Source organism: Mesorhizobium sp. M0571, assembly GCF_040320985.1.
Classification (GTDB): Bacteria; Pseudomonadota; Alphaproteobacteria; order Rhizobiales; family Rhizobiaceae; genus Mesorhizobium.
This window is the reverse complement of sequence record NZ_JAMYQT010000008.1, coordinates 83,942-107,774: the sequence shown is the minus strand read 5'-3', so window position 1 is coordinate 107,774 and position 23,833 is coordinate 83,942. Positions and strand designations below refer to the sequence as shown.

Here is a 23,833-nt window from a genome sequence, read left to right as displayed (position 1 = left end):
GGCAAAATCATGGCAGCTGGAAAGCACTGCCACAATTTTAATCAGTAAAAACCTTGAGCACGACATCCAAAGTCGAATGCAGGCATTCAGCAAGGTCAAATGCAAATATAATCGATAGAGAGACTTGGAGCGCCGTGCGTTCCCTGAGGAACCGCAAGGGACGCTCCAACCCCTTGAATCTAGGCCGGTATTCTGACGATCACCTCGGCATTGTCTCCGGCTTTTGGCTCGAAGGACGAAGATTTGGTCTTCGTGCCATTCACTTCAAGTGAGATGGCCCGGGCCTTTTTGTCGCGGACGACGCGTACCTTGATCTCGGCGCCCAGCATCTTCAGGGTCGCCGTATAGCCGTCCCAATGGCTGGGAAGTCTCGGCGTGAATTGAATGCGCTGTCCGCGGCGCTCTATGCCGAGAACGCTCTCGACCGCCGCGCGATAAAGCCAGCCCGCCGAACCGGTATACCAGGTCCAGCCGCCGCGGCCGCCCTTGTCTTGCCCGGAATAGACGTCGGCCGCGACGATGTAGGGTTCGACCCGATAGCGCTCTGCCGCGGCTTCATCGAGCGCATGGTTGACCGGGTTGAGCATCGAAAGGCAGCGGTAGGCATCGTCGGTGCGACCCATCTCGGCGAGCGCAATGACGAACCACGTCGCCGCGTGCGTGTATTGGCCGCCGTTTTCACGGACACCCGGCGGATAGCTCTTGATGTAGCCCGGGTCCTTTTCCGTCCTGGAGAAGGGCGGGGTGAACAGTTTGACGATCTTGAGCTCGTCGTCGACGAGCACTTTCATCGCCTGCCCCATTGCCGTCGTCGACCGCGCAGCGTCGCCCTCGCCCGAAAGCACGCTCCAGGACTGGGCGATCGAGTCGATCTTGCACTCGTCCGAATTGCGCGAGCCGAGCGGCGTGCCGTCGTCGAAGCTGCCGCGCCGATACCACTCGCCATCCCACGCCGTGCTTTCCAGCGCCCGCTTCAGCACCTCGGCGTGCTTCGTCCAGGCTTGCGCGCGCTTGGCGTCGCCCTGCGCCTTGGCGACAGCGGCAAAGTCGCCCAGCGTCTTCAGCAGGAACCAGCCCAGCCATACGCTCTCGCCCTTGCCGTGCTCGCCGACGCGGTTCATGCCGTCGTTCCAGTCGCCGCCCAGGATCAGCGGCAGCCCGGCCGGACTGCTGCGCTTGACGGCAAGATCGAGCGCTCGCGCGCAATGGTCATAGAGCGAGGCTGTCTTCTTCGAGATTTCCGGGATGAAGAAAGCATCGTGCTCGCCTTCGCCCAGCGCCTGCCCCTCGATGAAGGGCAGTTGCTCCTTCAGGATCGCGGTGTCGCCGGTCACCAGCATGTAGCGCGCCGTGGCGTGGGCCAGCCAGACCACGTCGTCCGAGATCATGGTGCGGACGCCTGCCTCGGTGCGCGGCAGCCACCAATGCTGCACGTCGCCTTCGGGAAATTGCCGCCGCGCCGCGTTGAGGATCTGATCACGCGCCAGCTGGGGGTCATGGGCCAGCAAGGCCAAGGTGTCCTGCAACTGATCGCGGAAGCCGAAGGCACCGCTCGCCTGATAGAACGCAGAGCGAGCACGGATGCGGCAGGCCAGGCTCTGATAGGGCAGCCAGTGATTGACCATGGCGTCGAGTGCCTTGTCCGGCGTCTCGACCTGGATGGTGTCGAGAAAGCCGCGCCATGTGCGCTCGTTGTCGGCCAGCCGCTGATCGAAATCCCTGGAGCGATGGGTCTGCACCAGTGCGCTGGCCTCCTCGGGCGAGGCTGCGTCGCCGAGCAGCCAGAGCAGCGTGACGTCGCCACCGGCAGCGATGTCGATGTCGCGTGCGATGGCCGCGCAGGGATCGTCGCCGGCCTCGACACGGCCCGACAGGCCGGCGCCGCTCAGCACGGCATGCGGAAACTCGCTGGTACCCAGCCTGCCAATGAATTCACCGCGGTCGGCGGTGACCGAATGCACGGCGCCGTCGGTGGCCAGGAAGGCGATCCGCTCGCCGAAATCGAGCCCATAGGGATTTTGCGCCAGCAATGCGCCGGTTGCGGCATCCCTGGACGGAACGATGCTTGCGGCGGTGCGCGAACGATGGCCGCCAAGAACCCACTCCGCATAGGCATAGACGCGCAGCCGCATCGGCACCGATCCCGAATTCTGGATGCGCAGCCGCGATATCTTCACCGGATCGACGGGATCGACGACATGGGTCAGGTCCATCGACAGCGGCCCGCGCTTTGAACGGAACGTCGAAAAACCCTGCCCGTGCCAGGTTTCGTAGGTCATTGTCGGGTCACGCACCATGGCGGCCAGCGGCGAGAACGCTTTGCCACTGGCGTGATCGTAGATGTAGATGCCCTCGCCCGGCCGGTTGGTGACCGGATCGTTCGACCATGGCGTCAATTGATAGTCGCGACTGTTGCGGCTCCAGGTGAAGGCAGCGCCTTCAGCCGAAATGTGGAACCCGAACGATGGGTTGGAGATGACGTTGATCCATGGCTGCGGCGTCGTACGCCGGCCGGCAAGACGCACGACGTAGTGGCGTCCGCCGCCATCGAAGCCGCCGAAACCGTTCCATTGGTCGAGCCCGCTGCCGTCGACGCGGCCCTCGATCAGTGCCTGGGCGGCAAACGCTTGCGCCGTCGGCACCGGCAAGGACGGCTCGCGAAGTGCTGCAAAGTCGGCCGGCTGAAGGGCGTCTCGCGCCTGCAGTGCCGCGGCCTCGGCGCGCTCGATCTGGTCGAAGATGGTGCCGTTGCGCGTATGCAGCACCACCCGGGCGACGGCGAGCAAGGTCTTGTAGGTCGTTTCCTCCATCAGGTCGCGGCGCACCGCGAAGATATGCTGGCGGGGTCCGAGTTCCTTGCCGCGCAACCGGCTGTTTTCGCAGAGCGTCTCGACCGCGCGCTGCAGGTCCTGGACGTAGGACGACGCTTGCTCGTTGACGACGACAAAATCGATCATCATGCCGCGGGCGCGCATGTATTCCTGGAAGCGAAGCGCCTGGGCGACGATCTCCAGATCGGCGACATCGGCGATCCTGACCAGGAAAATCGGAAAATCGCCGGATATGCTGGTCGGCCACAGACTGGACTGCCTGCCGAGGCCGGAGGCGATGGATTCGCCGGGAAGGCGCAGGAACGGATCGGGATAGATCAGATAGCGCGCCAGCTTCTGCACATTGGCGGCATCGGACAGGCTGAGGCCGAGGTGACGGGTCTGCACCTGCGAGCGCGTCCAGGCGAGCATCGCCTGGCGGGCGAAGCTTTCAGGATGGTCGAGCCGCGCGATGGCGGCGTCCAGCTCGGCGCGATCGGTGCCGACGACGGTCCAGAAGGTCAGCGAAATCTTCTTGTTGGCTGGCACACGCACCTGCCGGCGAAGCGAGGCGATCGGATCCAAGGTGAAACCGGAATGGCCGCCAAGCTTGGCGCCGGGATCAAAGGCAGCCGCGTCCGTGATGGTGCGGCCACGGCCGATGAAGGCGCGCCTGTCGGTTTCCGCTTCGGCGTCGCGCGCCGATCCAGACGGATCGGTGACGAAATGCACCATGGTGACGTCGGGTTCGTCCTTTTCGCGCTTGCGCCTCGTGGCGAAGATTGCGCCGTTGTTCGGCGCGATCTCGGTTTCCACGAACATCTTCGAAAAGGCCGGATGGGCATTGTCCGACGGCTCGGAGCCCAACACCAGTTCGGCAAATGAAGTCACTTCGATGTGGCGGTCGGCAGCGCCGTCATTGTAGAGCGTCACCCGCCGGCCCTCGCCATTGCCTTCCGAGATGACGATGCACTCGACCTCCGAACGCAGCGACCCTACCGATTTGACGAAGCTCGCCTTGTCGTCGGAAAACAGCGTCTGCACGCGCTCGTCGGCGGCACGCTTCGGCTCGGCTGTGGCCGACCACCAGTCGCCATTGCTGGCGTCGCGCAGGAAGATATAGGAGCCAAGGCGGTCCTCGGTCGGATCCGGCTGCCAGCGCGTGACGGCAAGTTCGCCCCAGCGGCTGTAGCCCGAACCGGTGGCAGTGGCCATGACCGAGTAGCGGCCGTTGGACATGACACTGGTCGAGCGCAGCGCCCTGAGCGGATCGAGCACAATGCGCGTATCCGGGCTCTCGAGCTCGGTCTCGTCCTTCGAGCGCTCGTCGGCCTCGGTCCTGACGGTCGCGGTCGGGATGTCGCGCGGCGCCCTTTCCTGCAGCAGCAATTCGGCCGACTCGATCACCGGATCGCTGTGGAAGCGATCGCGCAGGCGCCCCTCGAAGATCGCATCGGCAACGGCGGCGATCGACATGCCGGAGTGGTGGGCCATGTAGTTCAGCACGACGGCGTGGTCGGTGCCTTCGGGGACGCGCTGCGGCGTGAAATCCACCGCGTCGTAAAAGCCATGCCGGCCAAGTGCGCCCAGCCGCCTCAGCCTGGCTAGGTTCTGCACGGATTCGCGTGGCGTGAACTGCGCTGCCAGCACGGTCGCGTAAGGCGCGATCACCGTGTTTTGGCCAAGACCGCGCTTCAGGCCGAGCCCGGGCACGCCGAAATTGGTGTACTGATAGGTCAGTTCGCGGTCGCGGGCGTTGTAGGCCGCTTCCGAAATCCCCCAAGGAACGTTCTTCGAACGGCCATACTGGATCTGGCGCTTGATGATGAGCTTGCTGGTCTGGTTGAGAATGCTGCCTTGCGGCTCCTTCATCACCAGCGGCGGCATCAGATATTCGAACATCGAGCCGGACCAGGACATCAGTGCGCCCTGGAAGCCGATCTCGACGATCGGCCGGCCGAGCCGGAACCAGTGCTCGGTCGGCAAATCGCCCTTGGCGATGGCGAACAGGCTGGTCAGCCGCGCCTCGGAGGCCAAAAGGTCGTAGCAGCTTTCGTCGAGCTGATGCTCCTCGACCCGGTAACCGATCGACAAGAGCTTGCGTTCGGGCCGCATCAGGAACGAGAAATCCATCTCGAAGGCGAAACGGCGAGTGCGCTCGCGCAAGGTCAGAAGCTTGGCCCGCAATGCCGCGACGGCGTTTTCGTCGCTGTGCGCGTCGTGCACATGCGCCTCGCAGGTGGCTTCGAGCCTGGCCGCCCAATCGGCGATCGTGTCGCTCTGGGTCGATGCGGCCTCGGTGTGGATGGCTGTCGCGAGCTTGCGTATCTCGCCGGCCAGGACGGCCAGGTTGATAGTGCGGATCGACGCCATCTCTGGCTGCGCCTTGATCAAATCCACCGCCCGCCGCATGCCGTCGAGACGGTCGGCGAGCCGCTGGCGCAAGGGCCGCAATTGACGCCGGTCGTCGGGCAGTTCCTCAAGGCTTTCGTCGAGGATGGTGACGGTGTCGAGGATGCCTTCGAAGTCGCCCTGCACATGGACCGACGGTGCTTCCGCCCATTCGGCGCAGGCAGCGGCTACGGCCACCAAGTGCCCGGCGAGATTGCCGCTGTCGACGGCCGAAATGTAGAGTGGATAGAGCGGCTTCAACGTCGTGGTGTCGTACCAGTTGAAGAGATGGCCGCGGTCGCGCGGCATGCTCTCGATGGTCGACATGGTCGCGTCGATGCGGTTGACGGCGTCGGAGAGGCTGATCCAGCCGAAATCGCGTGCCGAAATCACGGACAGGAGGTAGACGCCGATATTGGTCGGCGAGGTGCGGGGCGCCACCACGGGGGCCGGGCTCTCCTGGAAATTATCCGGCGGCAGATGGTGATGCTCGGCCGTCACGAAGGTCTCGAAATAATGCCATGTACGCCGCGCCACGGTGCGCAGCGCGTGAATGTCGGCCGCCGATATGCGCAGGCGGTCCTCGGTTTCGGCCGAACGGCTGATCCAGCAGGCGATGGCGGGCGAGCCGATCCAGAACAAGGCGAAGAAGAAGGCGACGAAGGCCCCGGTGGAATCGGCCAGCACCGGGACCGCGAGGCCGACGACGCCGATGATCACCGCCCCGTACATGATGCTGTAATAGGAGCCGAGATCGTTGTCGCCGCCCTTGTGTGCCTGCGAGGCGGTGCGCCATTCGAGCAGGTTCTGGCGGCTGACGAACAGGCGGTAGAGCGTGCGGATGACCGCGTCGCCCATCATCCAGGCAAGGTGCGCCATCAGCACGATCTTCAGTGCCACCAGGGCGGTACCGAAGGCAACGTCGCGCGCCAATGCCGAGAAATGGCCGCGCGGCGTCTGGTCGCCGCTCTTCGGCAGGATGGCGTTGACGATGTCGAAAGTGGGCGCCATGAACAGCGTAAGGATCAGCAGCGCCTGCCATTGCGCGGCCTGCGTGAAGGGCAGCAGCGTCCAGCCGGCGATCGCGGCCATCACCCAGAAGATCGGCGTCAGCGAGCGGCGCAGATTGTCGACCATCTTCCAGCGCGACAGCGCCGGCACGCTTGAGCGCGGGCCGAGGATGAAGCCCAGAAGCTGCCAGTCGCCGCGTGCCCAGCGATGGTGGCGCGATGCGTCGACCGAATAGCGGGTCGGATAGTCCTCGACCAGTTCGACGTCGGTGACCAAAGCCGATCGCGCCAGCGCGCCTTCGAGCAGATCGTGGCTGAGGATGGTGTTTTCCTCGATACGGCCCTTCAGCGCCGCCTCGAAGGCATCGACATGGTAGAGACCTTTGCCGGTGAAGGAGCCGTCGCCGAAGATGTCCTGGTAGAGGTCCGAGACGGCGAAGACGTACGGATCGAGCCCGCGATTGGCGGAAAACACGCGCTGGAAGAACGATGCCTCGTCGCCACTGGTCAGCGACGCGGTGATGCGCGGCTGCAGGATGGAATAGCCTGCTGTGACCTCGCGCCGTGCCGCGTCGAAATGCGGACGGTTGAGCGGGTGGCAAAGCTTGCCGACCAGCGCAGCGACGGCGTCGCGGGTGGTGCGGGTGTCGGCGTCCAGCGTCATCACATGGACGACGTTCTCCGGCAATGGCATTTCCAGTGGCAGGAAGGTGGTGTCGCTGTCGCCGCGCAGCAGAAGGTTCAACTCGTGCAGCTTGCCGCGCTTGCGCTCCCAACCCATCCAGACGCCTTGCGACGCGTTGTAGAGCCGGCGCCGATGCAGCAGATAAAAGCGCGGCGCGCCTTCTGAGGGATAGCGGGCGTTCAGCCTGGCGATTTCGGCGCGGGCGAATTCGAGGATTTCGACATCCGCCGTATCGATCTCGGTCTTGCTGTCCGGCCAGTCGGAAAGCAGCGCGAAATAGATCTCACCCGCCGTGTTGGCAAGGTGATGCACTTCGATGTTGCGGATGTTCTCCTCGACATCGTCGCGCGAGCCGATCAGCGACGGCACCACCACCAGCGTGCGCGCCTCGGACGGCACCCCGTGCCTGAAATCATAGCCGATGAGACGCGTAGGCTTCAAAAACAGCGAGACGACGGTGTTGAAGAATGCGAGCGCGCCTTCGCTGGCCGGCACCGCGAACAGGGCCAGCATCAAGACGATAGGTGGCACCGACAGGCCGAGATTGGCGAGCGCATTGCCGGAAACGACCAGAAGCAGGACCGTCAGCGCAAACACCGGCACGACGATGCCCAGCCATCCGGTCTTGCGGAACGTCCGGTTGATCGTCTTGCCGATGGTCGGCCGGTAGCCGATCGACCGCTCGAGCTCCGTCCGGCGCGGGCCGACCAGAAAGAAGCCGACGTCGGTGTGAGCGATCGGACCAGTTTCGGAGCCCGGTGCATCGGCAGCATGGCCGGCGAGTTCGATCGCCCTTTCGGCAACGCGAAATTCGGAAAGATCGGAACGGCGTGCCAGCTCCTCGATCGCAGTCCGATATTGGTCACGCGAAAAGAAATCGAGCGCCGCAAAATCGGTGCGCTCGCGCAGCAAGGTGTCGATGCGGCTGACGCCCTCGAACCACACCGTCCAGTCGATGTCGTTGATGAGGCGCAGGCCACGGATGATGTTGCCGGTGGTCACATTGCCGCTGGACAGCGTGCGGTGCTCGCTGAGGATGATTTCCTCGGCGTCGGAGCCGGTCCTTTCAAGTTCGCCCTCCAGCCATTCCAGCGCCCTGCCGGCATTTTGCGAGCCGTCGCGCAGCCGGTAGAGCAACTGGGTGGCGAAGGTGGTGTCCTGCGCATGGGCGCTGTAGCTGGAAAGTATCGCCTGCCGGTCGGCGCTGTCGTCCGTCGCCAGCACACGGTCGGCGACCTCGTTGGCGATCTGGCGCAACTCCCGCGTGCGATTGACGCGGACCGCGATCCGGCGAAGATTCTCGATCAGGACGAAGCGCAGCAGCGACGGCAGCGCCCATAGTTCGCCGATCTTCAGCGGCTCGACGGACTGGAAGCCTTCGACGATCGCCTTGAACATGGCCGACGAGACGGAACTGTCGGAATGGGCGACATAGGTCCATGCGACCGCCAGTGCGCGCGGCACGCTGGATCCGTCGGACAGTTTCAGCGTCGGTAACTGGCGGTAGAAGCGGCGCGGCAGGTCGCGCTTGACCTGGAAAATGGTCTCCTCGACCAGGTAGTTGTTGTCGAGCAGCCACTGTGCCGCAGGCGTGATCGTTTCGCCCCTCGCCTGTGCGGCGTTGGTGGAACGGTAGACATCGAGAATCTTCTTGGCGCTGTCGCGGATGCGCGCCTGAAAATCGAAAGGCGTCAGACCGAACAAATCCTTGGCATCGCCATTGGCAAGGGCTGAGCCCAACGCTCGCAGCCGATCTTCCGGCAGGAAATTGGAGCGTATCGGCTCGTCGGTGACAGCTGGGAAGCTGGCGCTCGTCTTTTCGATCTGTGCGAGATTGGTCTGGATATTCATCTAAGGTTCCGTGTTGGGGACGCAGTGCGGCGTCACCGCCACGGCAATGTCCCTAAAACCGGTCCAAATGCAATTGGTTGCATCGCAACACTTGGCCGAAAGTTTGTTTCCGCACTACGACAAGGTGTCGTCTTTCGACAACTTCCAGGCGAGCACTCCGAGCATCGTTTCGGCTTCTGATCGGCGGAAGATTCAGGCTTTTTCGTGATGCCGGGACCAGCTTACGCGATATTTGGCCGGCATCGCGATCATGTTTGGAAACAGGCGTTAATCGTTGCCGGCAATGCGGTCGATGCGGATCACGAACAGCATCGCCGGCCGGACGGGGTCCAGACGCAGTTCCGGTGCTTCCGGTCCGAGCAACAATGTATCGAGCGGCCCCAGTTGCGCGGGTGCCGCGCCGGCCACCCTGAACCCGCCGTCGACGCACAGGATGAGCGTCGCATCGGCGTCAGCCCGGATTTCCGTCGGAGCCGAAATCAGAAGGCGCTCGACCGTGTGGATCGCCCGGGCGCGGCGGGTCATGACGTTAAGATCGGTGATCGGACCGGCGATCAGCGTGGCTTGCGTCGGCACGTCGGCCGGAAAGGCAAGCGGTGCGGAAGCCTTGGTGACTTCGACCGGCAGCCGGCCGGCGATATCGAGGACCATGCCCTCGCCTTCCAGCACGGCCAAGGTCCGGTCGATGCCGGCAAAGCCGGAGAACGGCCCGCTGTCCTCGACGCGCGCCATCGAGACGCGCCAGTCGAAATCATCGAGTCCGGCGCCTGACGGCGAAACGGCAATCTCCGTCGTCACCCCGCCGCCATTCTTCCACGGCATTGACCGGTATTCGGCTGCCCGAAGGATGTGCAAGGCGCGGCTCAGCCCAATATGCCGGGCAGGTTGAGCTGGTTCTCCCTGGCGCACTCGATCGCGATGTCGTAGCCGGCATCGGCGTGGCGCATGACGCCGGTTGCCGGGTCGTTCCACAAGACCCGTTCCAGGCGCTTGGCCGCTTCGCGCGTGCCGTCGGCGACGATGACCATGCCGGCATGCTGCGAGAAGCCCATGCCGACGCCGCCGCCATGGTGCAACGATACCCAGGTGGCGCCGGAAGCGGTGTTGAGCAGGGCGTTGAGCAGCGGCCAGTCGGAGACGGCATCCGAGCCGTCCTTCATCGATTCCGTCTCGCGGTTCGGCGAGGCGACCGAGCCGGAATCGAGGTGGTCGCGACCGATGACCACCGGCGCCTTCAGTTCGCCCGTGGCGACCATCTCGTTGAAGGCGAGGCCGAGCCGGTGGCGGTCGCCAAGGCCGACCCAGCAGATGCGCGCCGGCAGCCCCTGGAAGGCGATACGCTCACGCGCCATGTCGAGCCAATTGTGCAGATGGGTATTGCCGGGCGTCAGCTCGCGCACCTTGGCGTCGGTCTTGTAGATATCCTCGGGATCGCCGGAAAGTGCTGCCCAGCGGAACGGGCCGATGCCGCGGCAAAACAGCGGACGGATATAGGCCGGCACGAAGCCCGGGAAGGCAAAGGCGTTCTCGAACCCCTCCTCCTTCGCCACCTGGCGGATGTTGTTGCCGTAGTCGAGCGTCGGCACGCCGGCGTTCCAGAACGCCACCATCGCCTCGACATGCTCGCGCATCGACGCGCGGGCAGCTCTTTCAACGGCCTTCGGGTCGGACGTCCGTTTCTCGCGCCATTCGGCCAGCGACCAGCCCTTGGGCAAATAGCCATTGAGCGGATCATGCGCCGAGGTCTGGTCGGTGACGATGTCGGGGCGCACGCCGCGCCGCACCAGTTCCGGCACGATGTCGGCGGTGTTGCCGACCAGGCCGACCGATTTTGCCTCGCCGGCTTTGGTCCAGCGCCCGATCTTTTCCAGAGCCTCGTCGAGCGTGTCGGCACGCTCATCGACATAACGGGTGCGCAGCCGGAAATCGATGCGGTCGGGATCGCATTCTACTGCCAAGCAGCAGGCGCCGGCCATGACCGCGGCCAGCGGCTGGGCGCCGCCCATGCCGCCGAGGCCGCCGGTCAGGATCCATTTGCCCTTGAGATTGCCGCCGTAATGCTGGCGGCCGGCCTCGACGAAGGTCTCGTAGGTGCCCTGCACGATGCCTTGCGTGCCGATGTATATCCACGAGCCGGCCGTCATCTGACCGTACATCATCAGGCCCTTCTTATCGAGCTCGTTGAATTTCTCCCATGTCGCCCAGTGTGGCACGAGGTTCGAATTGGCGATCAGCACGCGCGGCGCATCAGGATGAGTGCGGAACACGCCGACCGGCTTGCCGGATTGCACCAAAAGCGTCTCGTCGTCTCCAAGCGTCTTCAGGGAGGCAACGATGCGATCGAAATCGTTCCAGGTGCGCGCCGCCCGGCCGATGCCGCCATAAACGACTAGTTCATTGGGGTTTTCGGCGACGTCGGGGTCAAGATTGTTCATCAGCATGCGCAACGGCGCTTCCGTCAGCCAGGTGCGGGCATTGAGCTCGCTGCCGCGCGGGCTGCGCACTTCACGAATGTTGTGGCGAGGATCGGTCATGGCGTCATTGTCCCTTTCGAATGAGGTGCGCGGCAGCGCGCATCAGCGCTCGGTCCAGTCGATCGCGGTTTCCAGGATCTTCTTCAGCGTGACGCGGATCGGGGTCGCGAATTCGGCGTCGTAAGGCACCGGCCAATTGTCGGGTACGCCCTTGCCTTCGGGCTCGCGCAGATAGCCACGGTTGGAGAGTTCCATCTGCAGCGCGTGGACGCCGTTTTGCGGCCGGCCGAAATGGCGCGTGATCCAGCCGCCCTTGAAGCGGCCGTTGACCACGAAGCTCTCGTCGGTTGACGCCAGAATCTGCGTAACTTTCTCCTGCAGCGTCGGATCGGCGCTCTTGCCGTCATTGGTGCCGAGATTGAAGACCGGCAATGTGCCTTCGAACAGGCGCGGCAGCACCGAGCGGATCGAATGGCAGTCGTAGACGACGATCTTTCCATGCAGGGCGCGCAGCCTGTCGATCTCGGCCTGCAGGGCGGCATGATAGGGTACGAAGAATTTTGCGCGGCGTTCGTCGATCTCCGACGGTCCCGGCTCTTCACCCTCGCGGTAGAGCGGATCGCCGTCGAAAGTCTCGGTCGGGCATAGGCCGGTCGTTGTCTGGCCGGGATAGAGCGAGGCGCCGGACGGATCGCGGTTGACGTCGATGACGGTGCGCGAGATCGCCGTATGCACGACGGTCGCGCCGAGGCTCTCGGCGAAATCATAGAGCTTGTCGATCCACCAGTCGGCATCGCGGCGGCCGATCCAGGTCGAGACCAGCCGGTTGTCGAGGCCGGCCAGATCGATGCCGGTATGCGGGATCGAGACCAGCAGCGGCGCCGTGCCACGCGTTACCGTGAGCCAGGAAGGCACGGTCATAGAAGATTCTCCTGCGTTGGAGCTCTACGGCGCTCCCCTCTGCCCTGCCGGGCATCTCCCCCACGAGGGGGGAGATTGCCAGCTGCGGCGCCTCGCTCGGTCCTGCAACGATGGAGATTGGCGAAAGCCGAGACGACGGCCAATCTCCCCCCTCGTGGGGGAGATGTCCGGCAGGACAGAGGGGGGCGCGAAGGAACGCGACCTTGCGCACCGACCCCGGGAATACGGATAAGGCGAGCCGATAAAGGGAATTCGCATCTTTTTGCCGGTTGCGACGAATTTTGTTCTTGCTTTGTGCCGGCAGCTATGCTACTAATTTCAGTATGGTGCTGATTCACACCGACGACCCGCCCCCGAGGCGGGTTTTTTGTTTCCGGCTTTGAAAGTTCCGGTGTTGCCGAGCTGAGATCGGCGGGACAGCGCCCCATCGTGGCGTAACGCAGCGATAACAGTCTCATGACGTAATCCCCGGCAGCTTCACCGCGCTTGCCGCTTCCACTGCCGCGCCGCTGCGCACCATGGCGATGGCCTTCTCCATGTCTGGGTGGAAATGGCGGTCATTGTCGAGATGCGGCACCTCTGTCCTGACCAGCCGGCGCACCGCCTCCAATGCCGCACTTGATGCCAGCGGTGCTTGGAAATCGCAGCCTTGCGCCGCGGCCAGCAATTCGATGCCGATGACGGCCGTCGCATTCTCGACCATGCCGATGAGCCGGCGCGCGCCATGCGCCGCCATCGAGACATGGTCTTCCTGGTTGGCCGAGGTCGGGATCGAATCGACGCTGGCCGGATAGGCCTTCTGCTTGTTTTCCGAGACGAGCGCTGCCGCCGTGACTTGCGGGATCATGAAGCCTGAATTCAGCCCCGGCTTCGGTGTCAGAAAGGCCGGCATGCCCGACAGCGCCGGGTCGACCAGCATGGCAATGCGCCGCTCCGACAGCGAGCCGATCTCGCAGACGGCGAGCGCGATCATGTCGGCAGCGAAGGCCACCGGCTCGGCGTGGAAATTGCCGCCCGAAAGCGCAGTGTCGTCCTCGGCAAAGATCAGCGGATTGTCGGTGACGCCGTTGGCCTCGGTGCCGAGCGTGTCGGCGGCCTGACGCAGCACGCTGAGCGCGGCGCCCATCACCTGCGGCTGGCAGCGCAGGCAGTATGGATCCTGCACGCGCTCGTCGCCGACGCGGTGCGATTCACGGATGGCGCTGCCGGCCATCAAATTGCGCAACGCCTCGGCCGTCTCGATCTGGCCGGGATGTTTCCTGAGCAGATGGATGCGTGGATCGAAAGGCGCGTCGGAGCCCTTGGCGGCATCGGTCGACAGCGCCCCGGCGACCAGCGCCGACTGATAGAGCACTTCCGCTTCGAACAATGCAGCCAGCGCATAGGCGGTCGAAAACTGCGTGCCGTTGAGCAGCGCCAGGCCTTCCTTGGCGCCCAATGTCACCGGCTCCAGGCCGTGCGAGACAAAGGCGACCTTGGCCGGGAAGCGGCCATGCGGGGTAAAGCATTCGCCGACGCCGATCATCACCGCGGTCATGTGCGACAGGGGCGCGAGGTCGCCGGATGCACCGACCGAGCCTTGCGCCGGCACCACGGGAATGACGTCGTTGGCCAGCATTGCCTCGAGCAGTTCGATGGTCCGCGGCCGCACGCCGGAGGCGCCCTGCGCCAGGCTGGCCAGCTTCAGCGCCATCATCAGCCGGCAAATTGCCACCGGCATCGGCTGGCCCACGCCGGCGGCATGAGACAGCACGATATTTCGCTGCAACGTCTCCAGGTCGGCGGCCGGAATGCGGACACTGGCCAGCTTGCCGAAACCGGTATTGATGCCATAGACCGGCTCACCCTTGGCAACGATCCTGGCGACGGCCTCGGCACTGGCCTTGATCTTTGGGCGGCAGGCATCGTCGAGCTTCGGCACGGCGCCGCGATAGATGGCGCGCCAGTCGGCCAGCGTCGCATCGCCTGGCGTTAGCTTAAGTTCGGTCATTGTCCCCTCCAGATGCGGGCATGCAGCGGATTGAAGCCCATGCGGTAGACGAGCTCGGCCGGGCGCTCGATGTCCCAGATCGCCAGATCGGCGGATTTTCCGGCCTCCAGCGTGCCGGCCTGCCCAAGCAAGCCGAGCGCGCGGGCGGCTTCGCGAGTGACGCCGGCAAGGCATTCATCGACCGTCAGGCCGAACAAAGTTGCCGCCATATTCATGGTCAGCAGCAGCGAGGTCAGCGGCGAAGTGCCCGGATTGTTGTCGGTGGCGACCGCCATCCTGACGCCATGCTGGCGAAACAGGGCGATCGGCGGCTTCTTGGTCTCGCGGATGAAATAATAGGCGCCGGGCAGGATCGTCGCCACGGTTCCAGCCCTTGCCATCGCTGCAGCACCGGCTTCATCGGTATATTCGAGATGGTCGGCCGACAGGGCGCCATAGCGCGCCGCAAGTTCCGCGCCTTGGAGATTGGACAGCTGGTCTGCATGAAGCTTTACCGGCAGGCCCGCCGCCTTTGCCGCATCGAACACGCGTGCGATCTGCTCCGGCCAAAAAGCGATGCCTTCGCAAAAGCCGTCGACGGCATCGGCCAGACCCTCGGCAGCGACGGCCGGCAAAATCTCCTTTGCAACAAGGTCGATAAAGGCGTCCTTGTCACCCTTTGCTTCGGGCGGCAGCGCATGAGCGCCGAGGAAACTCGTCGTGACCGTCACCGGCCGCTCACTGCCCAGCCGTCGCGCGGCGCGCAGCGATTTCCTCTCGTTTTCGAGATCGAGGCCGTAGCCCGACTTTATTTCTATGGTGGTGACGCCTTCGGCGATCAGCGCATCGAGGCGCGGCAGCGACTGCGCGACCAGTTCGGCCTCGCTCGCCGCACGCAGCGCCGTGACCGAGGAAACGATGCCGCCGCCGGCCTTGGCGACCTCCTCATAGGTGGCGCCGGCCAGCCGCATCTCGAATTCGTTGGCGCGGTTGCCGGCGTGGATGAGATGGGTGTGGCAGTCGATCAGGCCAGGCGTGATCCAGCGGCCTTCGCAGTCGATCAGCTCGGCGTTCTCGCGGAGCGCTGCCGGCATGTCGGCTTCCGACCCGGCATAGACGATCCGGCCATCGCGCGCGGCGATTGCACCGTGCTCGACAATGCCAAGTCCGGCGCTGTTTTCGACCATGGTCGCGAGGCGCGCATTGCGCCAGAGGCGAACCTCCCCTGCCCGGCCTTTGCTCTCTCCAGCCATCATCTTTTCCGTTTCAATCGGCGGTGATTATGTATATACATATCAAAAGGCACTGCAAGCGCTATCATCGCATGGCAGACCGGGATTTGGAGAAAAACGTGACGGCGATCTTTGCGGAACAGTCGCTTTTGCCTGACGGCTGGCACAGCCATGTGCGCATCGTTGTCACCAACGGTCGTATCGCAACGGTCGAGGCCAACACCTTGCCTCTGCCTGGCGACGAACGCCATGCCATCCTGCTGCCCGGCATGCCGAACCTGCACAGCCATGCCTTCCAGCGCGGCATGGCAGGCCTTGCCGAATTGCGCGGCCCTTCCGCCGACAGTTTCTGGAGCTGGCGCGAGGTGATGTACCGCTTTGCACTGTCGATGACCCCGGACCAGGTCGAGGCGGTTGCAGCCCAACTCTATGTCGAGATGCTGGAGGCAGGGTTCTCGCGGGTCGGCGAGTTTCACTATCTGCACCATGACCGTGACGGCCAGCCCTATGCCGACATCGCCGAGATGGCGGAGCGCATCGTTGCTGCAGCTTCCGATACCGGCATCGGGCTGACGCTGCTGCCGGTGTTCTATGCGCATTCCTCTTTCGGCGGCGCTGTCCCGAATGAAGGGCAGCGGCGGTTCATCAACGATGTGAACCAGTTCTCGCGGCTTGTTGAGAAAAGCCGCGAATCCGTTCGCAGCTTGACGCAGGCCGTCGTCGGCGTCGCCCCGCACAGCTTGCGGGCCGTGACACCGGAGGAACTCGCCGCGGTCACAATGACTGCGCCGGATGGGCCGATCCACATCCATGTCGCCGAGCAGATGAAGGAGGTCGAGGACTGCCTTGCCTGGTCCGGCGCGCGGCCGGTCGAATGGCTGCTTGCCAATGCCGAGGTCGACCGGCGCTGGTGCCTGATCCACGCCACCCACATGACCGAAGCCGAGACGGTCCAAATGGCGAAAAGCGGCGCCGTTGCCGGCCTCTGCCCGATCACCGAAGCCAATCTCGGCGACGGCACCTTTGCCGCGCCGCTGTTTACGCAGCATGGCGGCCGCTTCGGCATCGGCTCGGATTCCAACGTGCTGATCGGCCTGCCCGACGAGTTGCGCCAGCTCGAATATTCGCAGCGCCTCGCCCACCGCGCCCGCAATGTCATGGCGGTTGCCGGCGGCTCGACCGGCCGCGCTTTGTTCGATGCGGCGCTCGACGGTGGCAGTGCTGCGCTGGGCGCCGGCGCTTCGCGGATCGCCGCTGGTGGCTCAGCCGATTTCGTCTCGCTCGACCACAACCATCCATCGCTGGCTGGTAAGGCAGGTGATGCAATCCTTGACGCCTGGATTTTTGCCAACGGCACCAAAGTCGATTGCGTCTGGGTGCATGGCAGGAAACTGGTCAGCGACGGCATCCATGCAAAGCGCGATGCCATTGCCGGGCGCTTCCGCAAGGTCATGACTGAACTTTCGGCCGGATGAGCCGGACCTCATTCAACGGGCAAGTGGCGCATGGGCATGATCGAGACAGTGGATAGCGGCGAGGCGCTCTCGCTACACCAGCGCATTCTGTCGGACATCAGCGAGCGGATCCTGTCCGGCGCCTGGGCGCCCGGCCACCGCATCCCGTTCGAGCATCAACTGACGGCCGAGTACAGCTGTTCGCGCATGACGGTGAACAAGGCGCTGTCGCAGCTGGCCAAGGCCGGGCTGATCGAGCGCCGCCGCCGCTCCGGCAGTTTTGTCCGCCGGCCGCAATCGCAGGCGGCCGTTCTCGAGATCCACGACATCCGGATCGAGGTCGAGGCGCTTGGCCTGCCATACCGTTATGAGCGCATGGCGCGAAACAGAAGGCGCAGCAGCGCCGACGATCGCGCGCTGCTGGAACTCGACGTCGCCGGGCCGGTGCTGGCGCTGGAATGCCGGCATTTCGCCGGCAAGCGGCCGTTCGCCCACGAGCAGCGGCTGATCAACCTGGCTGCCGTGAGCGAAGCTTCCAATGAAGAATTTGTCGACACCGCGCCCGGTCCGTGGCTGATCGGCCGCGTGCCGTGGAGTGCCGCCGAGCATCGCATCCGCGCGGTTGCCGCCGAAAAGCACATTGCCGCGGCACTCGACATCGGGACGGGCGCGCCGTGCCTGGTGATCGAGCGGCGGACATGGAGCGCCGAGCACCCCGTCACCCATGTCCGTTTCACCTACGCGGCCGAAAGCCACACACTGGTGGCACGGTTCACGCCGTCAAGGGGGTAACCCTCCCCCTCGAGGGGAGGGTCGCGGAGCAAATTGCCGCATGGCGGCATTTTTGGTGGGGGGGGGGGGTGCGGTGCAACCTCGCCGACCCCACCCCGTCTCGCAGTCTCCGCTTCGCTCCGACTACTCGCCGACCCTCCCCTCGAGGGGGAGGGTTAGGAGCCGCCTCTCAAATTGCCGCGGTGACGATGATCTCGACCAGATATTCCGGTCCGGCAAGCTTGGCCTCGCCGGTGGCGCGAGCCGGCGTGTGGCCCTGCGGCACCCATTTGTCCCATTCCGCATTCATCTCGGCAAAGGTGCTCATGTCGGCCAGCCAGATGATCGCCTGCAGGATCTTGGTCTTGTCGGTGCCGGCCTTGGCCAGCAATTCGTCGATCGCCGCCAGGATGTCCCTGGTCTGGGCGCCGACGTTTCCGCCCGGCTCGCCGACCTGACCGGCCAGATAGACGGTGTTGCCGTGGATGACGATCTGGCTCATGCGCGGGCCTACATCGATGCGACGAATGCTCATTGGATATTCCTTCTCTTGTCCGGCCTTCTCTTGTCGGCTGCGCCTGTTTAGGGTCCGGGTTCGCCGGGGGCAAGGCCGCTCGAGCGGAACTTCTTGAGCCAAGCCAAAGCACACAAGACGACGGCCCGGTCGCAATTCCGCCCGATTGGCTTGTTGACTAATGTAATAACATCACATATCGAATCGGCCGCTGCCCCGCCGCACCGATCATCGTTCCAACGGGTCGTCACATGAGCCAAACCTGCCTGACCTTCCGCGACCTGACGCTCGGCTATAACAGCCACCCGGCCATCCATCACCTCGACGGCACGATCCGCAAGGGATCGCTGACGGCGATAGTCGGCGCCAACGGCTCCGGCAAGTCGACCCTGATGAAGGGCATCGTTGGCGTTCTGAAGCCGATGGCCGGCGCGGTGATCCGGGCGCCCGGCGTGCGCGCCGCCTATCTGCCGCAGCAATCCGAGCTCGACCGTTCCTTTCCGGCCCGGGTCGTCGATCTGGTTTCGCTTGGGCTGTGGCCACGGCGCGGGCTGCTCGGCCGCTACACCAGGGAAGATCGCGATTCGGTCAGCAAGGCGCTGATGGCCGTCGGCCTCGGCGGCTTCGAGAAGCGCCCGATCGACACCTTGTCGGGCGGCCAGCTGCAGCGCACGCTGTTTGCCCGCGTGCTGTTGCAGGATGCCGAGCTCATCCTGCTCGATGAGCCGTTCAACGCCGTCGACTCGAAGACGGTCGGCGACCTGATCGCGCTGATCAAGCGCTGGCATGGCGAGGAACGCACCATCATGGTCGTCGTCCACGATCTCGACCTGGTGCGGCAGAATTTCCCCGAAACACTGCTTCTGGCACGCCAGCCGATCGCCTGGGGCGAGACCAAGGAGACGTTGCGGCCAGAGAATTTGTTGCGCGCGCGCCGCTTCCACGAAGCCTGGGAAGACAACGCGCCGTGGTGTGAGCCTGGCGAACACGATCTTGGGCACAGTGGGCACGAGCACAGTGGCCACGAACATCCCCATGACCACGACCATCATCACGGCTCCGGGCCGAGGGCGGCATGATGGACGTGCTTTACGGTCTGTTCGTCGCCCCTTTCGCCGACTACGCCTTCATGCAGCGGGCGCTCGCCGGCTCACTGATGCTGTCGCTCGGCGCCTGCCCGGTCGGCGTGTTCCTGATGCTGCGGCGCATGAGCCTTTCCGGCGACGCCATGGCCCATGCCATCCTGCCGGGCGCCGCCGCCGGCTTCCTGTTCTATGGCCTGGAGATCCTGCCGATGACCGTCGGCGGACTGATCGCCGGCATCATCGTGGCGCTCGGCGCCGGCGCCGTCTCGCGCTTCACGATCCAGCGCGAGGACGCCTCGATGGCGGCCTTCTATCTGATTTCGCTGGCCATCGGCGTGCTGATGGTGTCGATCCGCGGCTCCAGCGTCGATCTCATGCACGTGCTGTTCGGCACCGTGCTGGCGCTCAACAACGAGGCGCTGACGCTGATCGGCGGCATCGTCGTGGTGACGCTGGTCAGCCTCGCCATCTTCTGGCGGGCGCTGGTCGCCGAATGCCTCGACCCGCTGTTCCTGCGCTCGGTCAGCCGGCTGGGCAGCCCGGTGCATTTCATTTTTCTCGGCCTCGTCGTGCTCAACCTCGTCGGCGGCTTCCAGGCGCTCGGCACATTGCTGTCGGTCGGGCTGATGATGCTGCCTGCGGCGGCGGCCCGTTTCTGGACCATGCGCGTCGAACCGATGTGCGTGCTGGCGGTGCTGATCGGCTTTGCCTCATGCGTAGCCGGGCTGTTGTTGTCCTACCATGCATCGCTGCCCTCCGGCCCGGCCATTATCCTGTCCGCCGGCGTCGTCTATTTCGCCTCGATCCTGTTCGGCACGCGCGGCATCCTGCGCGCCCGCATCGTCCATCACCGCCACAGAACCGCCTGATCCCAACAAAGGAGACCTGTCCATGCTGAAATCGATCCGCGCCGCTTTGGCCGTGAGCGTTATAACATTAACCGCCTTTAGCGCATCGTCGGCCTTCGCAGAGCCGTTGAAAGTGGTCGCCAGCTTCACGATCATCGCCGATTTCGCCAAAAACGTCGGCGGCGACCGGATCGATTTGACCACCATCGTCGGGCCGGACGGCGACGCCCATGTCTACGAGCCGAGCCCAGCCGATGCGGTGGCGATGGCCAAGGCCGACATCGTGCTGGTCAACGGCCTGCATTTCGAAGGTTTTCTGCAGCGCCTGGTCGACGCCAGCGCCACCAAGGCGACTGTCGCCGTGCTGACCAAGGGGGTCACGCCGATCAATTTCAAACCCGAATTCGCCGAGGCCGACGCCGCCGAAGGCGCGGATGCCGGTGGCGGCAAGACGGTCACCGATCCGCACGCCTTCCAGTCGATCGCCAATGCGAAAATCTATGTGAAGAACATCGCCGATGCCTTTTGCACGGCCGACGCTGCGGGTTGCGACAGCTACAAGGCCAATGCAGCCGCCTATACGCAAAAGCTCGATGCGCTCGAGGGCGAAGTGCAGGCCGCAATCCAGTCGATTCCGCAAGAGAAGCGCGTCGTCATCACCTCGCATGATGCCTTCGGCTATTTCGAGCAGGCCTACGGCTTGACCTTCCTGGCCCCGGAAGGAGTGTCGACTGAGTCGGAGCCCTCGGCCGCCGACGTCGCCAAGCTGGTCAGACAAGTAAAGCAGGACAAGGCGGCTGCGATCTTCGTCGAGAACATCACCAATCCACGGCTGATCGAGCAGATCGCCAGCGAGACCGGCATCAAGGTAGGCGGCACGCTCTATTCCGATGCGCTGTCGCGGCCCGACGGCCCGGCCTCGACCTATATCGACCTGATGCACAACAACATCGCCCAGATCAAAGGCGCGATCCTCGGAAGCTGAGCGGTCCAGTCACTCCATCCGGTCGGGCTGAAATAGCCCGGCCGGATTTCTATCTAATGGCGGTTGCCGACCGGGTCCGGGAGTGGCAAGACTGCCGCTAGCCAGATTGCGAGGACACAGCTATGGAATATCGTCAGATCAGCGAGGACTATTCGGTCTCCGGCCAGATCCAGCCCGAGGATGTCGCCACCATCAAGGCGGCAGGCTTCAAGAGCGTGATCTGCAACCGGCCGGACGACGAGCAGCCGGGCCAGCCATCGGCCGACACCGTCAAGGCGGCGGTCGAGGGCGCTGGGCTTGCTTTCCGCTACATCCCGGTCATCAGCGGCCAGATCACCGCAGAGAATGTCGAGGACCAGGCCGAAGCGCTCGACGAACTCGAAGGCCCGGTCTTCGCCTATTGCCGTTCCGGCGCCCGCTGCACAAATCTGTATGGACTGATCCAGCAGCAAAAGGGGTGACGTAAGTCCGGTCTTGGAATCCGTCAGCCGGCTGGCTAGCGACGTCGCCTTGCTATGAGTTCATGCAGGCCGAAGAAGGCTCCAAACAAAGCGGTGTATAGGGCGAGATCACCGAGCGGGATCGTGCTGACCAACAGCAGGATGAAGCCCGCGAGACACGTTGGAAAGCCGATGCCACACCACCAGCGCGACTTCGGATGAGTGAGTTCGACCCAGCCATAGGGCCACGAAGGCCAAGGATTAACCCGAAAGCTCAGGTCCAAGGCCTCCGGATTATGCGCGATGTGGATTAAGCTACCAATGGCGTAAGGAACCATCCCGCCTATAAAAATGATGAAACCAGCGATCTGAAAGGTGGTCATGGCTTGAACTCAAATCGGCAGCGCGCCGGTTTCCTTCAGCGTCTCCAGCACGATCGCGGTCTTTACGTGCTGCACCGATTCGTGCGGCAGGAGCACGCCGTTGACGAACTCCGACAATGATTTGAGATCGGGCGTCACCACTTTCAATATGTAGTCCATCTCGCCGGTCAGCGCGTGCGCTTCCTGCACCTGCGGCAGTCGCGCTACCAACTCGCCGAAACGCCGCGCATTGTCGCGGTTGTGGGTGGCGAGCGTCACCGAGATGACGTTGACGAGGGAAAAACCGAGCTTGTCGCGGTCGAGCACCGCCCGGTAACCCTTGATATAGCCGTCCTCCTCCAGCCGCTGGCGACGACGCGAGCACTGCGACGCGGACAGGTTCACCCGTTCCGACAGATCGTTGTTGGTCAGCCGCGCATCACCTTGCAGCAGAGCCATTATCTTGCGGTCAAACTGATCAATGCGCGCGTCATCCATAAATTTCCGCTCCACTATGCACAACTTGCGCATGATCAGATCATTTCAAGTGTTTGAATGCAAGCAATGTGCGCTCGCTCCGCGCTATAATTGGGCTCAGATATGGCCGACGCGGCCAATGCCAGATTTCGGAGCAATGCCATGGGTCCCTTCCCGCACGACGCACCGCCCGCCAAGATCAGCAAAGCCAATCCCGCCGGTACCGACGGCTTCGAGTTCGTCGAGTTCGCGCATGCCGAGCCGGAAAAGCTCGCCGAGCTTTTCACCCGCATGGGCTATGTGCGGGTGGCCAAGCACCGCAGCAAGAACATCACCGTCTGGCGGCAGGGCGACATCAACTATGTCGTCAATGCCGAACCCGGTTCGCATGCAATGAAATTCGTCGACAAGCACGGCCCTTGCGCGGCCTCGATGGCATGGCGGGTGGTCGATGCCAGGCACGCGTTCGACCATGCCGTTGCCAAGGGCGCGACCCCTTATGAAGGCGCCGACAAGACACTCGATGTGCCGGCGATCGTCGGTATCGGCGGTTCGCTGCTCTATTTCATCGAAACTTACGGCGAGAAGGGCTCGGCTTATGACGCCGAGTTTGACTGGCTCAGCAAGCGCGACCCCAGGCCGGAAGGCGTCGGGTTCTATTATCTCGACCACCTGACCCACAATGTCTATCGCGGCCAGATGGACAAATGGTGGGATTTCTACCGCGACCTGTTCGGCTTCAAGCAGATCCATTTCTTCGACATCGACGGCAAGATTACCGGGCTGGTCAGCCGCGCCATCACCTCGCCTTGCGGCAAGATCCGCATCCCGCTCAACGAGTCCAAGGACGAGACCAGCCAGATCGCCGAATATCTGAAGAAGTACAATGGCGAGGGCATCCAGCACATCGCCGTCGGCACCGACGACATCTACGGCGCCACCGACAGGCTGGCCGCCAACGGGCTGAAGTTCATGCCGGGCCCGCCCGAGACCTATTACGACATGTCCTTCGCCCGCGTGAATGGGCACGAAGAGCCGATCGAGCGCATGAAAAAGCACGGCATCCTGATCGACGGCGAGGGCGTGGTCGACGGCGGCACGACCAAGATCCTGCTGCAGATTTTTTCGAAAACCGTGATCGGGCCGATCTTCTTCGAATTCATCCAGAGGAAGGGCGACGAAGGTTTTGGCGAGGGCAATTTCCGCGCCTTGTTCGAATCGATCGAGCAGGACCAGATCAAGCGCGGCGTGCTGAAGGTGCAGGCGGCGGAGTAGGCCGCACCGGACTTCTTGCGATTCGGTCAGTAATAGCTGAGACTCTGGCCATGAGCATTCCGATCGCAGAGGCCAAGGCAAGACTGTCGGAACTCGTCAGCCGCGCGGAAGCCGGCGAAGAGATCGTGATTACCCGTCACGGCAAAGTCGCGGCTCGCCTCGTAGCGCCCGCGAAGCCCGACCGCTTGCCTCGCATCGGTGCTTTGAAGGGCAAAATCCGGATCGCAGACGATTTTGACGAACTGAGTCGCGAATGGGACGGATGTGCCAAGTGACGGT

At 63.9% G+C, this 23,833-nt stretch carries 17 protein-coding genes; 8 read left to right on the top strand and 9 right to left on the bottom strand.

Going from position 1 to position 23,833, the window contains the following annotated elements; genetic code table 11:
• Positions 1-179: 179 nt before the first annotated feature.
• The 6 genes from NKI85_RS12315 to hutI form a co-directional block, all read right to left on the bottom strand.
• Positions 180-8,747, bottom strand: coding sequence for a glycoside hydrolase family 94 protein (locus tag NKI85_RS12315; RefSeq protein WP_352776781.1), 8,568 nt, complete (start codon positions 8,745-8,747; stop codon positions 180-182).
• Between the two features lie 267 nt (positions 8,748-9,014).
• Positions 9,015-9,602 carry a HutD/Ves family protein gene (locus NKI85_RS12310; RefSeq protein WP_352776780.1) on the bottom strand — a complete coding sequence of 196 codons (588 nt, stop codon included), beginning with the start codon at positions 9,600-9,602 and terminating at the stop codon, positions 9,015-9,017.
• A gap of 8 nt (positions 9,603-9,610) precedes the next feature.
• On the bottom strand, positions 9,611-11,281 hold the full coding sequence (gene hutU, locus NKI85_RS12305; protein ID WP_352525386.1) for a urocanate hydratase: 1,671 nt from the start codon (positions 11,279-11,281) through the stop codon (positions 9,611-9,613).
• A gap of 42 nt (positions 11,282-11,323) precedes the next feature.
• On the bottom strand, positions 11,324-12,142 hold the full coding sequence (gene hutG / locus NKI85_RS12300; RefSeq protein WP_352525388.1) for an N-formylglutamate deformylase: 819 nt from the start codon (positions 12,140-12,142) through the stop codon (positions 11,324-11,326).
• A gap of 454 nt (positions 12,143-12,596) precedes the next feature.
• Entirely contained in the window at positions 12,597-14,132 is a 1,536-nt protein-coding gene (gene hutH / locus NKI85_RS12295) for a histidine ammonia-lyase (protein WP_352525390.1), read from the bottom strand.
• On the bottom strand, positions 14,129-15,364 hold the full coding sequence (gene hutI / locus NKI85_RS12290; RefSeq protein ID WP_352525474.1) for an imidazolonepropionase: 1,236 nt from the start codon (positions 15,362-15,364) through the stop codon (positions 14,129-14,131). The genes hutH and hutI overlap by 4 nt, the downstream gene beginning before the upstream one ends.
• A gap of 98 nt (positions 15,365-15,462) precedes the next feature.
• Between hutI and NKI85_RS12285 the strand changes: the two genes are divergently transcribed.
• Positions 15,463-16,818: a formimidoylglutamate deiminase gene (locus NKI85_RS12285; RefSeq protein WP_352525391.1), complete on the top strand. Its 1,356-nt coding sequence runs from the start codon at positions 15,463-15,465 to the stop codon at positions 16,816-16,818.
• Positions 16,819-16,848: 30 nt separating this feature from the next.
• Positions 16,849-17,589 (top strand): histidine utilization transcriptional repressor HutC, encoded by a 741-nt coding sequence (hutC, locus tag NKI85_RS12280; protein WP_352525393.1) that lies wholly within the window; start codon positions 16,849-16,851, stop codon positions 17,587-17,589.
• A 169-nt stretch (positions 17,590-17,758) separates the two neighbouring features.
• On the opposite strand, the gene NKI85_RS12275 is transcribed toward hutC, so the two are convergent.
• Positions 17,759-18,103, bottom strand: coding sequence for a RidA family protein (locus NKI85_RS12275; RefSeq protein WP_095496140.1), 345 nt, complete (start codon positions 18,101-18,103; stop codon positions 17,759-17,761).
• A gap of 230 nt (positions 18,104-18,333) precedes the next feature.
• Between NKI85_RS12275 and aztA the strand changes: the two genes are divergently transcribed.
• The 4 genes from aztA to NKI85_RS12255 all read left to right on the top strand — a co-directional run bounded on the left by aztA (position 18,334) and on the right by NKI85_RS12255 (position 21,461).
• Positions 18,334-19,161 carry a zinc ABC transporter ATP-binding protein AztA gene (gene aztA / locus NKI85_RS12270; RefSeq protein ID WP_352525395.1) on the top strand — a complete coding sequence of 276 codons (828 nt, stop codon included), beginning with the start codon at positions 18,334-18,336 and terminating at the stop codon, positions 19,159-19,161.
• Entirely contained in the window at positions 19,161-20,036 is an 876-nt protein-coding gene (gene aztB, locus NKI85_RS12265; RefSeq protein WP_352525475.1) for a zinc ABC transporter permease AztB, read from the top strand. Before aztA ends, aztB begins: the two co-directional genes overlap by 1 nt.
• A 22-nt stretch (positions 20,037-20,058) precedes the next feature.
• On the top strand, positions 20,059-21,000 hold the full coding sequence (aztC, locus tag NKI85_RS12260) for a zinc ABC transporter substrate-binding protein AztC (RefSeq protein ID WP_352525396.1): 942 nt from the start codon (positions 20,059-20,061) through the stop codon (positions 20,998-21,000).
• 122 nt (positions 21,001-21,122) lie between these two features.
• On the top strand, positions 21,123-21,461 hold the full coding sequence (locus NKI85_RS12255) for a protein tyrosine phosphatase family protein (protein WP_352525398.1): 339 nt from the start codon (positions 21,123-21,125) through the stop codon (positions 21,459-21,461).
• 35 nt (positions 21,462-21,496) lie between these two features.
• Here the strand turns inward: NKI85_RS12255 and NKI85_RS12250 are convergent, their stop codons facing one another.
• Together NKI85_RS12250 and NKI85_RS12245 are read right to left on the bottom strand one after the other, a co-directional pair.
• A complete protein-coding gene (locus NKI85_RS12250; protein WP_352525399.1) occupies positions 21,497-21,823 on the bottom strand; it encodes a hypothetical protein in 327 nt (108 codons plus the stop codon).
• Positions 21,824-21,832: 9 nt separating this feature from the next.
• Entirely contained in the window at positions 21,833-22,300 is a 468-nt protein-coding gene (locus NKI85_RS12245) for an Lrp/AsnC family transcriptional regulator (RefSeq protein WP_352525401.1), read from the bottom strand.
• Positions 22,301-22,441: 141 nt separating this feature from the next.
• Here NKI85_RS12245 and hppD point away from each other — a divergent pair, with 141 nt between their 5' ends.
• Both hppD and NKI85_RS12235 read left to right on the top strand, forming a co-directional pair.
• Complete coding sequence (gene hppD, locus NKI85_RS12240; RefSeq protein WP_352525402.1) at positions 22,442-23,554, top strand: 4-hydroxyphenylpyruvate dioxygenase; 1,113 nt, start codon at positions 22,442-22,444, stop codon at positions 23,552-23,554.
• A gap of 50 nt (positions 23,555-23,604) precedes the next feature.
• Entirely contained in the window at positions 23,605-23,829 is a 225-nt protein-coding gene (locus NKI85_RS12235) for a type II toxin-antitoxin system Phd/YefM family antitoxin (protein WP_352525403.1), read from the top strand.
• The last annotated feature ends 4 nt before the right edge of the window (positions 23,830-23,833 follow it).